Source organism: Sphingomonas crocodyli, assembly GCF_004005865.1.
Classification (GTDB): Bacteria; Pseudomonadota; Alphaproteobacteria; order Sphingomonadales; family Sphingomonadaceae; genus Rhizorhabdus; species Rhizorhabdus crocodyli.
In genome coordinates this window covers 470587-483495 of the sequence record NZ_SACN01000001.1, presented here as the reverse complement: position 1 = coordinate 483495, position 12909 = coordinate 470587, and the positions used below count along the sequence as shown (strand labels likewise).

General features: G+C 66.0%; 13 protein-coding genes. 5 read left to right on the top strand and 8 right to left on the bottom strand.

Annotation, left to right across the window (positions count from 1 at the left end; genetic code table 11):
- The 3 genes from ssb (at window position 1) to EOD43_RS02415 (ending at window position 3434) form a co-directional block, all read left to right on the top strand.
- Window positions 1–582 carry a single-stranded DNA-binding protein gene (gene ssb / locus EOD43_RS02425; protein WP_127740754.1) on the top strand — a complete coding sequence of 194 codons (582 nt, stop codon included), beginning with the start codon at window positions 1–3 and terminating at the stop codon, window positions 580–582.
- Window positions 583–654: 72 nt separating this feature from the next.
- Window positions 655–2193, top strand: a complete 1539-nt coding sequence (locus EOD43_RS02420; protein ID WP_240653050.1) for a capsular polysaccharide export protein, LipB/KpsS family — start codon at window positions 655–657, stop codon at window positions 2191–2193.
- On the top strand, window positions 2190–3434 hold the full coding sequence (locus EOD43_RS02415; protein ID WP_127740750.1) for a capsule biosynthesis protein: 1245 nt from the start codon (window positions 2190–2192) through the stop codon (window positions 3432–3434). Before EOD43_RS02420 ends, EOD43_RS02415 begins: the two co-directional genes overlap by 4 nt.
- On the opposite strand, the gene gltX is transcribed toward EOD43_RS02415, so the two are convergent.
- On the bottom strand, window positions 3431–4756 hold the full coding sequence (gltX, locus tag EOD43_RS02410; protein WP_127740748.1) for a glutamate--tRNA ligase: 1326 nt from the start codon (window positions 4754–4756) through the stop codon (window positions 3431–3433). The two genes, EOD43_RS02415 and gltX, sit on opposite strands and share 4 nt — an antisense overlap.
- A gap of 221 nt (window positions 4757–4977) precedes the next feature.
- Between gltX and EOD43_RS02405 the strand changes: the two genes are divergently transcribed.
- Window positions 4978–5913: a ribose-phosphate pyrophosphokinase gene (locus tag EOD43_RS02405; RefSeq protein WP_127740746.1), complete on the top strand. Its 936-nt coding sequence runs from the start codon at window positions 4978–4980 to the stop codon at window positions 5911–5913.
- 5 nt (window positions 5914–5918) lie between these two features.
- On the opposite strand, the gene rpoN is transcribed toward EOD43_RS02405, so the two are convergent.
- The 6 genes from rpoN to EOD43_RS02375 all read right to left on the bottom strand — a co-directional run bounded on the left by rpoN (window position 5919) and on the right by EOD43_RS02375 (window position 10916).
- The gene (gene rpoN / locus EOD43_RS02400) at window positions 5919–7430 is read right to left on the bottom strand and encodes an RNA polymerase factor sigma-54 (RefSeq protein WP_127740744.1); all 1512 of its coding nucleotides are present in this window, start codon (window positions 7428–7430) and stop codon (window positions 5919–5921) included.
- A 26-nt stretch (window positions 7431–7456) separates the two neighbouring features.
- Window positions 7457–8236 (bottom strand): LPS export ABC transporter ATP-binding protein, encoded by a 780-nt coding sequence (gene lptB, locus EOD43_RS02395; protein ID WP_127740742.1) that lies wholly within the window; start codon window positions 8234–8236, stop codon window positions 7457–7459.
- Between the two features lie 108 nt (window positions 8237–8344).
- Window positions 8345–8890: an LptA/OstA family protein gene (locus EOD43_RS02390; RefSeq protein ID WP_240653049.1), complete on the bottom strand. Its 546-nt coding sequence runs from the start codon at window positions 8888–8890 to the stop codon at window positions 8345–8347.
- Window positions 8887–9537, bottom strand: a complete 651-nt coding sequence (gene lptC, locus EOD43_RS02385) for an LPS export ABC transporter periplasmic protein LptC (RefSeq protein ID WP_127740740.1) — start codon at window positions 9535–9537, stop codon at window positions 8887–8889. The genes EOD43_RS02390 and lptC overlap by 4 nt, the downstream gene beginning before the upstream one ends.
- A complete protein-coding gene (locus EOD43_RS02380) occupies window positions 9530–10147 on the bottom strand; it encodes a ribonuclease D (RefSeq protein ID WP_127740738.1) in 618 nt (205 codons plus the stop codon). The genes lptC and EOD43_RS02380 overlap by 8 nt, the downstream gene beginning before the upstream one ends.
- Window positions 10148–10178: 31 nt before the next feature.
- Window positions 10179–10916 (bottom strand): TerC family protein, encoded by a 738-nt coding sequence (locus EOD43_RS02375; RefSeq protein ID WP_127740736.1) that lies wholly within the window; start codon window positions 10914–10916, stop codon window positions 10179–10181.
- Window positions 10917–11246: 330 nt separating this feature from the next.
- On the opposite strand from EOD43_RS02375, the gene EOD43_RS24035 reads away from it, so the two are divergent.
- Window positions 11247–12092 carry a cold-shock protein gene (locus EOD43_RS24035; RefSeq protein ID WP_127740734.1) on the top strand — a complete coding sequence of 282 codons (846 nt, stop codon included), beginning with the start codon at window positions 11247–11249 and terminating at the stop codon, window positions 12090–12092.
- A 246-nt stretch (window positions 12093–12338) separates the two neighbouring features.
- Here EOD43_RS24035 and msrB read toward each other — a convergent pair whose 3' ends face one another.
- Window positions 12339–12827 (bottom strand): peptide-methionine (R)-S-oxide reductase MsrB, encoded by a 489-nt coding sequence (gene msrB / locus EOD43_RS02365; RefSeq protein WP_206363478.1) that lies wholly within the window; start codon window positions 12825–12827, stop codon window positions 12339–12341.
- Window positions 12828–12909: the final 82 nt, after the last annotated feature.

Sequence of the window (12909 nt, the reverse complement as noted above, 5' to 3'; positions counted from 1 at the left end):
GTGGCAGGCAGCGTCAATAAGGTGATCCTGGTCGGCAATCTGGGCCGCGATCCCGAATCGCGCAGCTTCCAGAATGGCGGCAAGGTGGTGAACCTGCGCGTCGCCACCTCCGAGCAGTGGAAGGATCGCAACAGCGGCGAGCGCCGCGACAAGACCGAATGGCATTCGGTCGCGATCTTCAACGAAAACCTCGCCAATGTCGCCGAGCGTTATCTGCGCAAGGGCAGCAAGGTCTATCTCGAAGGCCAGCTGCAGACCCGCAAGTGGACCGACCAGCAGGGCCAGGAGCGTTATTCGACCGAAGTCGTCCTTCAGGGCTTCAACGCGGTGATGGTGCTGCTCGATCGCGCCGAAGGTGGCGGCCAGGGCGGCGGATCGATGGGTGGCGGCTATGGCGGCGGCCAGTCCTCCGGTGGTGGCTGGGGTGACGATGATGGCGGCTATGCCGGCGGCACCAATTTCGGCGGCGGCGGTGGCAGCAGCTTCGGCGGCGGCAACCGGGGTGGCGGCAGTGGCGGCGCCAAGCCGCAGCGCCAGTCCGATCCGTTCGAAAGCGATCTGGACGACGACGTCCCGTTCTGATCGGGCTTTGATCCGTCTCGCTTGACGTCTATTCACCGCACTATGTCGGCGCCCGACCGCAGACACGCATTCTTGCGTTCGCCGCCCTTCCCGCAGGCAACGGCCGAGGTCGCGCGCGTCAGCACGCCGAAGCCGTTCAGCCGCAGCCGTGACCTGGACGGGCCGGAACGCGACCGCGCCCGTTTGGTGATCGACGCGATCGTCGCGGCGCGCGTCGGCGGCGGCTTCTGGGGCGCGACCGACGATCCGTGGTTCGTCACGGACGATCCCGCGCCGGTCCGCGCGGCGGGCGACGACGAAACCGGCCTGATCGCGTGGATGCGCGGGCGCGCCGTCGAATGGAGCGGCCCCGGCTGCTTCGCCGACTATGCGAATGACGGCCTGCCCGATCCGATCGAGCGGCTGGTCCACGATCATCTGGTGACGGGCGTCGATTATCGCGATCCCTTTTCCAACCGTCCCGTTGCGATCGAGGCGACGATCGAGCTGCTCGGTTTCTGGCGCAGCCTGATCGATCGCAACCGCGGGCTCGCGGTCGCGACCGGCATTGCCGGGTGGAAGCGGCGCGAGGTCGAAGGCATGTTGTGGCCCGGCACGTCGGGCCTCGCCTTCGAACGGACCGCCAGCATGGCAGTGCGGACCGCCAGCGCCTATCGCGGCGCGATCGCGGTGTGGCCGACCAAGGCGCCCGCCGGCCTGAACCCCGCCGCCGAAGCCGCCGGCGTCCAGCTGATCCCCGTTGAGGACGGATTCCTGCGGTCCTCGGGCCTGGGTAGCGATTGCCATCCCCCGCATTCGATCATCCTCGATCGGCGCGGCATGCATTTCGATCCGCGCACGCCCAGCGAACTCGAACTGTTGCTCGCCGAGCCGACGACCGATCCGGTGCTGCTCAGCCGCGCCGAACAACTGACGCGCACCATCGTCGATGCGGGCCTCAGCAAATATGCCAGCGGCCGCAGCGGATTCGAGCGGCCGGTGACATCCAAGCCACTCGTCCTCGTCACCGGCCAGGTCGAGGATGATCTGTCGGTGCGGCTGGGCGGGGCAGGGATCGACAGCAATCTGGAGCTACTGCGCCGCGCCCGCGCGGCCGAGCCCGACGCCTTCCTGATCTTCAAGCCGCATCCCGATGTCGATGCCGGCCATCGGCGCGGACGGATCCCGGATGCCGAGATCCTCGTTCATGCCGACATGGTGGTGCGGGAGATGCCGATGGCGGCGCTGCTCGATCATGTCGACCGTGTACATGTGCTCACATCTCTGACCGGTTTTGAGGCATTGATGCGCGGATGCGAGGTCGTGACCCACGGCCAGCCATTCTATGCGGGTTGGGGGTTGACGCGCGACCTCGGCCCCCGCATTGAACGGCGCGAGGGTCGCACCTTGTCATTGATGCAACTGGTGGCCGCGACGTTGATCCAATACCCTCGTTATCTCGATCCCGTGACCAAGCTGCCCTGCTCGCCCGAGCTGCTGGTCGATCGCCTCGCCGCACAGCCGGTGCCGATCGAAACCCCGCTGACGCGCCTGCGCCGCTTGCAGGGCCGCGCGCGGCGCGCGCTTTCGCGCGGCTGGCCGCAGCGCGCGACGAAGGGAAGCCGCGCATGAAGCACGGCCTTGCTCCGCAACAGCGCTTCCTGTTTCTGCAGGGGCCGCCCGGTCCCTTCTTCTACCGCCTCGCCAAATCGCTGCGCGGCCTCGGCCACCGGGTCCACCGCATCAATCTGAACGGCGGCGATCGCGCGTCATGGCCCGAAAAGGCGGTGGACTATCGCGGCGATCCTGATCGCTGGCCGCGCTTCGTCGACAATTTCCTGGCCGAACATGCGATCACCGATCTGGTCCTGTTCGGCGATTGCCGCCCGCTGCATCAGGCCGCGCGCGGCCTCGCCCAGCGTCGCGACGTGCGCGTCCATGTGTTCGAGGAAGGCTATATCCGCCCGCATTGGGTGACGCTGGAACGCGACGGCGTGAACGGCCATTCGCCACTACCGCGCGATCCCAAATGGTTCCTGCGCGAAGCGCGCCGCCTTCCTCCGCTGGGCGAAGAAGCGCCGGTTCCCGCCACCTTCCGCCGCCGCGCGCATGAGGCGACGCTTTATTATTTCCAGACCTATGTCGGGCGGCTGCGCTTCCCGCATTACAAGTCGCACCGCGATCGCTGGGTCGTCGCCGAGGCGGCGGGCTGGCTCAAGCAGTTCGCGCTGCGCAGCGTCCACGAAGACCGCGCCGAAGCGGCGATCGCATCGGTCGCCGGCAAGCGCTATTTCGCGCTGCCGCTGCAGCTGACCTCCGACTATCAGATCCGCGTCCATTCACCCTTCGCCTCGATGGAGGCCGGCGCGCGCTACGTGATCGAAAGTTTTGCGCGGTTCGCGCCCAAGGACACTTTGCTGCTGATCAAGGAGCATCCGCTCGACAACGGCCTGTCGAGCTGGGCGCGCTTCGTGAGGCATGAGGCCGCGCGGCTCGATATTGACGACCGGATCGTGCTCGCACGCGGCGGCGACATCAACGACGTCGTCAACAATGCGATCGGCGTGGTGACGGTCAACAGCACGACGGGCACGCTTTCGCTCGCCAACGGCATCCCGACGGTGGCGCTGGGCGAAGCCGTGTACAACATTCCCGGCATCACCTTCGACGGCCCGCTCGACGAATTCTGGGCCAATCCGACCCCGCCCGACCCCAAGACGTGGGACGCCTTCTGCCGCGTATTGCGCGCGCGTTGCCTGGTCTATGGCGGCTTTGCGAGCGACGAGGGGATCGAACTGCTGGTCGAAGGATCGATCGAGCGGATGATCGAGACCGTCGCGACCCCGACCCCGCGGCCTACCGACTTCGGTTAAGAGCCGAGCCGCTCGACCGCGCGCTCGCGGCCTATCAACGGCAGCAGCGCGTTCATGTCGGGACCATGTTCGCGACCCGTCAGCGCAAGGCGGAGCGGCAGGAACAGGCTCTTGCCCTTCCGCCCGGTCTCGGCGCCCAGCGCGGCGGTGAGCGCCTTCCACGGCGCATCGGCCCAGTCGATCTCGCCCGCCACCCGCGCGGCCGTGGCCAGATAGGCGCGATCCTCGTCGCCCAGCTCCGCCCGCGCGATCGGCCCTTCGACCACCGACCACCATTCGGCCGCTTCGGCAATGCTCGACAGGTTCGGCCGGATCGCTTCCCAGCCCGCACGATCGATCCCGGCCGGCAGACGCGATGCGACCGCATCGAAATCGAGCATGTGGACGATGCGCGCGTTGAGCGTCTTCAGTTCCTCCTCGTCGAACCGCGCGGGCGCACGGCCGAAACGGGCGAAGTCGAAGCTCTCGATCAGCGGCGCGAGGTCTGTCACCGGTTCGACCGGCAGGCTGGTCCCCAGCCGCGCGAGCAGAGCGAGGATGGCGATCGGCTCGATGCCTTCGCTGCGGAAGGCGTCGCTGTCGGTGGCGCCGAGGCGCTTGGACAATTTGCCCTCGCTGCCCGTCAGCAGCGCCTCATGCGCGAAGGCCGGCGGGGTCGCCCCCAGCGCCGCGAACATCTGAAGCTGCAGCCCGGTGTTGGTGACATGATCCTCGCCGCGCACGACATGCGTCACGCCCATGTCGATATCGTCGATCGCCGACGGGAGCATGTAGAGCCAGCTACCATCGGCGCGGCGGATCACCGGATCGGACAGCAATTTCGGATCGAGCTTCTGCCGACCGCGGATCAGATCGTCCCACGCGATCGGCGCATCATGATCGAGCAGGAAGCGCCAGTGCGGGGTCCGTCCCTCCGCCTCGAACGCCGCAATCTGATCGGGCGCCAGCGACAAAGCGGCGCGATCATAGACCGGCGGCAGCCCGCGCCCAGCCAGCACCTTGCGCCGCAATTCGAGTTCCTGCGCGGTTTCGTAGCAAGGATAGACCCGCCCCGCCGCGCGCAATTCCTCGAACCGCGCCTGATAGAGCGCGAACCGATCCGACTGGCGTTCCTCGCCATCGGGCACGAGGCCGAGCCAGACCAGATCGTCGCGGATGCTCTGCGCGAAGGCCTCGGTCGATCGCTCGGCATCGGTATCGTCGAGGCGCAGCAGGAAGCGTCCACCCTGCTGGCGCGCCCACAGCCAGTTGTGGAGCGCGGCGCGGATATTGCCGACGTGAAGCCGGCCGGTCGGCGAGGGGGCGAAGCGGGTGACGATCATCGCGCCTGCCCATAGGGCGTTGTTGCTGGATCGGCAAAGCCGAACCAGCGGCGGCACCGGCCCGCTCCCCCACCCGACCTCCCAGCGGCAGTATCTTATGGGAGGTCGGGTGGGGGAGCGGGCCGGTGCCGCCATCCAGCGTGAGCTGGATTAAAACGTCACCCCCTTCCCCCAATGGCATGTTCCGCCTAAGGGGTCCGCGATCGAAGGGGACTCCACGCATGAAGCTGCTCACCGGCAATTCCAACCTCCCGCTCGCGCAGGCGATCGCGAGCTACCTCGAAATGCCGCTGACCGACATGAGCGTCCGCCGCTTCGCGGACGAGGAAGTGTTCGTCGAGATCCACGAAAATGTCCGCGGTGAGGACGTGTTCGTGATCCAGTCGACCGGCTACCCCGCCAACGACAATCTGATGGAATTGCTGATCTGCATCGACGCGCTGAAGCGTTCGTCGGCCAAGCGGATCACGGCGGTCATCCCCTATTTCGGCTATGCCCGGCAGGACCGGAAGCCCGGCCCGCGCACCCCTATTTCGGCCAAGCTGGTCGCCAACCTGCTGACCACCGCGGGCGCCAACCGCGTCCTTTCGGTCGATCTGCACGCCGGCCAGATCCAGGGCTTCTTCGATATCCCGACCGACAATCTCTACGCAGCGCCGGTCATGTCGGCCGACATCAACGCGCGTTTCGCGGGCAAGAACCTGATGGTCGTTTCGCCCGACGTCGGCGGCGTAGTGCGTGCGCGGGCGCTGTCCAAGCGCATCGACAACGCCCCGCTCGCGATCGTCGACAAGCGCCGCGAGCGCCCCGGCGAATCGGAGGTGATGAACATCATCGGTGACGTTTCGGGCCGCTTCTGCATCCTGGTCGACGACATCGTCGATTCGGCCGGCACGCTCTGTAACGCCGCCGCTGCGCTGCTGCAGGCGGGCGCCGAGGGCGTCGTCGCCTATGTCAGCCACGGCGTACTGTCGGGCGGCGCGGTCGCCCGCGTAGAAGGTTCGGCGCTGACCGAACTGGTGATCACCGATTCGATCTGCGCGACCGAGCCGGTCGCCGCCGCGAAGAAGATCCGCCACCTGACGATCGCCCCGCTGCTGGGCGAAGCGATCAAGCGCACTTCGGAAGAAAGCTCGGTCTCGAGCCTGTTCGATTAAGCCGATCAGGCAGCGCGCATTGCCCTCTGTCGTCGGCGCTGCACCGACGATCCCAGGCCGATCGCCTCGCGGTATTTCGCGACCGTCCGCCGCGCGAGATCGAATCCCTTGGCGTTGAGCAGTTCGACCAGCTTGTCGTCGGACAATATGTCGTCGCCCTCGGCCGCGATCAGCTTGGCGATCTGACTCTTCACTGCCTCGGCGGAGACCGCGCCGTCACCGTCCGCCGCGGCGACCCCGCTGGTGAAGAAATATTTGAGTTCGTGCAACCCGCGCTCGCACATCAGATATTTGTTCGATGTGACCCGGCTGACGGTCGATTCGTGCATCCCGATCGCGTCGGCCACCGTCTTGAGCGTCATCGGCTTCAGATGCTCGACGCCCTTCAGGAAGAACGCCTCCTGCTGCTTCACGATCTCGCGTGAGACCTTCAGGATCGTGCGCGCGCGCTGATCGAGCGCCTTCACCAGCCAGTTGGCTGAGGCGAGGCATTCGGACAGCCACGCCTTGCCGCCCTTGTCGGCCCCCGCATTGAGCTCCGAATAATAATCGCGGTCGACGATCAGGCGGGGCAAAGTCGCGCGGTTGAGTTCGATCGCCCAGCCATCCTTGGTCTTCGAAATGAAGATGTCGGGCGATACGGGCTGCGCGGGTTCGCCGCCGAAGCGCAGGCCGGGCTTCGGATCATAGCCGCGCAGTTCGCGCAGCATGTCGACCATGTCCTCCTCATCGACGCCGCACAGCCGGCGCAGCTGGGGAATGCCGCCGCGCGCGAGCAGATCGAGATTGTCGATCAGCTTCGCCATCGCCGGATCGTAACGATCGGCCTCCTTCGCCTGGATCGCGATACATTCGGCGAGCGTCCGCGCGCCCACGCCCGAAGGATCGAAGGTCTGGATCACGCCCAGCACGCGTTCGACATGGTAGAGCGCGACGCCCAGACGCTGCGACAGTTCGAAGGTCTGCCCGGTGAAATAGCCCGCCTCGTCGATCAGATCGATCAGGTGGCGGGCGATCGTCAGCTCCTCGCCCTCCAGCACCTCGCCCGCCTGCCGTTCGAGATGTTCGTGCAGGTCGATCGTCGCGGCGACATAGGCATCGATGTCGGGCGCCTCGTCCGACGATCCGCCGCTGCCGCCTTCGAGGCCCAGCCCGCCATCCTGGCCCCGGACGCTGTCGGCCGCGCTGTCATGGTGGAAGGTCTCGGCATCATAATCGACGTCGAGCGGATTGTCGGCGGTGGCATCGCCGAACTCGACCAGCCGATCGGTGGTCGGCTCGGCATCGGTCGGATCAAAAGTGAAATCGTCGTCGGGGGCATCGCCGCCCTCGGGCTCGGGCGCGACTTCCTCGCGCGTGCCGGTCGCCTCGAGCAGCGGGTTCTTCTCGATCTCCTCGGCGATGAACGCCTCGATCTCGAGGTTCGACAGCGCCAGCAGCTTGATCGCCTGCTGGAGCTGCGGCGTCATCACCAGCGACTGGGACTGACGCAGGTCTAGGCGGGGTCCGATCGCCATATGCTGTCAGACCGGGCGGTTCATGATTACAGCGAGAAGCCCTCGCCCAGATAGAGGCGGCGCACGTTCGGATCGGCGACCAGTTCGGCCGGGCTGCCCTGGAACAGCACCTTGCCGTCATAGACGATGCAGGCGCGATCGACGATGTCGAGCGTCTCGCGGACATTGTGATCGGTGATCAGCACGCCGATGTCGCGGCGCTTCAGATCCTTCACCAGATCGCGAATGTCAGCGATCGAGATCGGATCGATGCCCGCGAAGGGCTCGTCGAGCAGCATGATCGACGGGCTGGCCGCCAGCGCGCGCGCGATTTCGCAGCGGCGGCGTTCGCCACCCGACAGCGCCATTGCCGGCGCATCGCGCAAATGGGTCAGGTGGAACTCGCCCAGCAGCGATTCGAGTCGCGGCTCGCGCGCCGCCTTGTCGGGCTCGATCAGTTCGAGCACCGCCATGATGTTCTGCGCGACCGTCAGCCCACGAAAGATCGAGGTTTCCTGCGGCAGATAACCCAGACCCAGGATCGCGCGGCGATACATCGGAAGCGTGGTGATATCGTCGCCGTCGAGCAGGATGCGGCCCGCGTCGGGCTTCACCAGCCCCATCACCGAATAGAAGCAGGTCGTCTTGCCCGCGCCGTTCGGCCCGAGCAGCCCGACCACCTCGCCGCGCGCGACATCGAGCGAGATGTCGGTCAGCACCTGCCTTTTGTCGTAGGATTTGGCGATCGACACGACCGAAAGGCCGCGGCTGATCCCTTCTTCGATGGGACTGCGCTGGGGGCGATCGATCGTCTGGCTGTCATTCATGCGTGGGCCTCAAACGGCGCTTTCCTGCCCGACGCTTAGCGAAAAGCGGGGACCAAGGAAACTGGCAGGGTTCATGCATAACGCGAAGCGAAAGATGCTTCGCGGCTATCAGTTGCTCCGGGGCGGCGGGACGAACCGGCCGGTCACGCGGCCGCGCTGCCCGGCGACGGTGCCGCCGTCCATCGTCGCGATGCCGGTGTTGAGGTTGAGCACCAGGCGCCCGCCCTTCGTGTCGCCCTGACCCGGACGGGTGAGCGTTACGCCGCCGATCATCGTCACGAGTCGCTTCTGCAGATCGTAAATGCCGAACTGGGCGCGCGCCGTTTCGCTGGCGCTCTTGAGCACGACATTGCCGCTCGCGTCCATGCGATTGACCTGGGTCTGCTGCGCCGAATTGTAGGCGATCGTCAGCCGATCGGCATTCAGCGTCATGTCGCCCTGCTTCACGTCGACATTGCCGGTCAGCACCGCGCGATCGGCGCGGTCCTGCAGCTCGATCCGGTCGGCCGAAAAATCGACCGGCGCGTTGGAATTGTGGCCCTTGAGCGCCGACACCGACTGGGCCTGCGCAGCCCCGCCGATCGCCGCCAGCAGGATGACCGCACCGAAGCGCACCCGCATCCGTCCCTTCATCCCGCCCTCGTCTCCGTTCATGGCAGTTTTGCCTTGGCCCCACCCTGCACGATATGCAAGCGCGCACGGCCGTTCAGCACGACGACGCGGCTGTTCAGATCGGCCTCCAGATGATCGCCGCTGAAGCGACCGAGCGGCATCGTGCCGTCGACCGCGCCTTCGCTGCGCACCTTGCGCGTCTGCATGTCGATGCCGACGTCGCGTGTCTTCATCGTATAGCCGTCGGCCGACTTGAACAGCACCGGCCCGTCGACGTTCACTTTTTCATTGTCCATGTCGTAACGGCCGCGGCCCGCGTCGATCGTCGCGGGGCCATCTTCCAGCTGGATCTGCGCCTTGAGCGTCTGGAGCCGGACGACCGGATCGCGCGAGCTCTGCTGGACCGCCGACTGCGCGACGAGTTGAAAGGGCTGCCCTTTCGAATCCTCGCCGCGATAGGTGGCCTTCGTCACGCGCATGCGTTCGCGCGCAACCTCGACCCGGTCCTTCGACAGGACGAAGCTGATATCCTTGCCCACCGTCAGCGGCGCGAGCGCCAGCAGCAGGACAAGCGTGAGGATCGCGGCCGGAAGCACGACGCGCAGGATCGCGATCAGCCGATCATGGCTGCTCCCGCTCGCCGCCCAGTTCTGGCGGCTGCTACGGACGCGATCCGCTAATTCAGACATGCGCGAAGATGTCGATCTCGGGCCATCCGGCCAGATCGAGTTCGGCACGCGCGGGCAGGAAGTCGAAGCATGCCTGCGCCAGCGCCATACGCCCTTCGCGCTCCAGCCGCTCGTCGAGCTTTTCCTTGAGCGCGTGGAGATAGCGCACGTCCGACGCCGCATAATCCTTCTGCGCGTCACTCAGATCGGGGGCGCCCCAGTCCGACGACTGCTGCTGCTTGGAGATTTCCTGGCCCAGCAATTCGCGCACGATCTCTTTCAGGCCGTGGCGATCGGTATAGGTGCGGATCAGGCGCGACGCGGTCTTGGTGCAATAGACCGGGGCCGCGACGACGCCCAGATAATGGCGGATCGCCGCGATATCGAAGCGCGCGAAATGATAGAGCTTGAGCCGCTCAGGATCGGCCAGGACGGCGCGCAGATTCGGCGCGGCATAATCGCTGCCCGGCGCGAAGCGGACGAGATGTTCGTCCCCCTGCCCGTCCGAAATCTGGACCAGGCACAGCCGGTCGCGCGGGGTGATCAGGCCCATCGTCTCGGTATCGACGGCGATGGGACCGGGGGCGAGGACGCCCTCGGGCAGATCCTCCTGATGCAGATACACGGTCATTGTCACGCCTTAGGCCCGTAGCCCCTCGCGCTCAACCCGCCTTCGCGCGGCGCCTGCGTGCGAATATGTTGAGCGCCTCGACCAGCGCCGAAAAGGCCATCGCCGCGTAGATATAGCCTTTGGGCACATGCACGCCGCTGCCTTCGGCGATCAGGGTCATGCCGATCATGAACAGGAAGGCGAGCGCCAGCATCACCACGGTCGGATTCTTCTCGATGAAGCGCGCCAGCGGGGCGGAGGCGAGCAGCATCACCGTGACGGCGCTGATCACCGCGATGAACATGATCGGGACATGATCGGTCATGCCGACCGCGGTGATGATCGAATCGATCGAGAATACCAGATCGAGCAAGATGATCTGGAAGATCGCGGCGCCGAAGCTTGGCCCCGGCCCCTTCTTTTCGAACATGTCGTCGCCCGAATTGGCATCGACATTGTGGTGGATCTCCTTGGTCGCCTTCCACACCAGGAACAGGCCGCCCGCGATCAGGATCAGGTCGCGCCACGAAAATCCGTGGCCGAACGCCTCGAACAAAGGCTTGGTGAGCGTGACGATGAACGCAACGAAGCTGAGCAGCACGAGCCGCAGGCCCAGCGCCAGCGCGATGCCGATCGTCCGCGCCTTGCCGCGCATCGCTTCGGGCAATTTATTGGTCAGGATCGATATGAAGATCAGATTGTCGATGCCGAGCACCACCTCCATCGTGACCAGCGCGGCCAGCGCGACAAGGTTGGTCGGATCGGCGAGGATGGCGAACAGATCGGTCATAGGGGTCCAAGCCTAGGGTGGGTCTCCGGCGCGTCACAAGCGAAATAGATATGATCGCGAATCGGATGCTTTCGACATTGCGGGTTTGACCAGCTTAACCTTCGCTGCACGACATGAATTCGTGACGATTCCTCTTGAACCGCTCATTTCGGCCATTGTTTCGACCGTATCGCCGACGAAGCCAGCCCGAAACTGCTCGCAGGGCGGTCGATTTTGCTTTATGGCAACATTTGGGCGCGGCTTCTTTCCGCGCTGGGAGATCGGTTTGCCGCGCCCGGCATGGTGATCTTTCGATGGCTTTGGGGCGCGATTCGGGAAGATTTGGACGGCATGAGTTTCGATCGAGGGCGGCGCGGTCAGCGCGGCAGGGACAAGCGCGACGGCTTTGGTGACGAAGGCGGTTTCGGCGGCGGCGGCTTTGATGGCGGCTTTGGCGGTGGCGGTGATCGCTTCGGCGGCGGCGGCTTCGGCGGTGGCGATCGCTTCGGCGGCGGCGGTGGCGGTGGCTATCGCGGCGGCGGTGACCGCTTCGGCGGCGGCGGTGGTGGTTACGGCGGCGGTGGCGATCGCTTCGGCGGTGGCGGCGGCGGCGGTTTCCGTGGCGGCGGCGGCTTCGGCGGCGGTCGTGGCGGCGGCGGCGGCATGCCCGCGCAGGTCATCGGCGAAGGCACTGGTGTCGTGAAGTTCTTCAACGGTCAGAAGGGCTTCGGCTTCGTCGTCCGTGATGATGGCGGCGAAGACGTGTTCGTGCACATCTCGGCCGTCGAACAGGCGGGCCTGACTGGTCTGGCCGAGGGTCAGCCGCTCGGCTTCACCCTGGTCGATCGTGGCGGCCGCGTTTCGGCGACCGATCTCAAGATCGACGGCGAACCGATGCCGGTCGAAGAGCGCGCTCCGCGTGAGCCGCGCGAAGGCGGTTTCGGCGGCGCGCCGCGTGGCGGCCCCTCGCGTCAGCTCACGGGCGAGAAGGCGACCGGCACGGTCAAGTTCTTCAACGCGATGAAGGGCTTCGGCTTCATTCAGCGCGACGATGGCCAGCCCGACGCTTTCGTCCACATTTCGGCCGTCGAACGCGCCGGCATGACCAACCTTAACGAGGGTGATCGTCTCGAGTTCGAACTCGAGGTCGATCGTCGTGGCAAATATGCCGCGGTGAACCTCAACGCGATCCAGTAAGCGCTTTCAGCGCTTCCTACGGGATAGGAGAGAGCCCGGCTTCCTCGCGGAAGTCGGGCTTTTTTCTTGCCTCAAATCCTCCCCAGCACGGGGAGGTGGCGCCGAAGGCGACGGAGGGGGTTCGCCGCAGGCGGCACGGCTCGCTCGCCGAGTTTCCTATAGGAAACTTTCGGGCATTCACGCCCAGCCTCCAACCCCCTCCACCGCTTCGCGGTCCCCCTCCCCGTTCCGGGGAGGATTGTTAGCTCAGGCCTTCGCCATGAACTTCATCGCGACGCCGTTCATGCAATAGCGCTTGCCGGTGGGCGGGGGGCCGTCGTCGAAGACGTGGCCGAGATGCCCGCCGCAGCGGCGGCAATGGACCTCGACACGCTCCATGCCCAACGTGCTGTCGGTGCTGGTGCCGACCGCATTGGGCAGAGGCTGATAGAAGCTCGGCCAGCCGGTGCCGCTGTCATATTTGGTCTTCGACGCGAACAAAGGCAGCGCGCAGCCCGCACAGACGAAGACACCCGTGCGATGCTCCTTGAGCAGCGCGCTGGTGAACGGCCGCTCGGTCATCTCGTGGCGCAGCACCTTATAGGCCGACGGCGACAACCGCGCCTTCCATTCGGCATCGGTGAAGCTCACCTCGAACTTCGCGGGCGGCGCGGCCAGCAGCCGGTTCGCCCCGACCAGCGCGAGCGCGGCGGTCGCCATCCCCGATCCGATCAGCGTCCTGCGGTCGATCATCATGCCTGCCAACTCCTCGCGCCCGATATGGTGTTGAAGGAGATACGTTCCAACCGCGCCAAAGGTTACGATTGCAGCCGCCTTC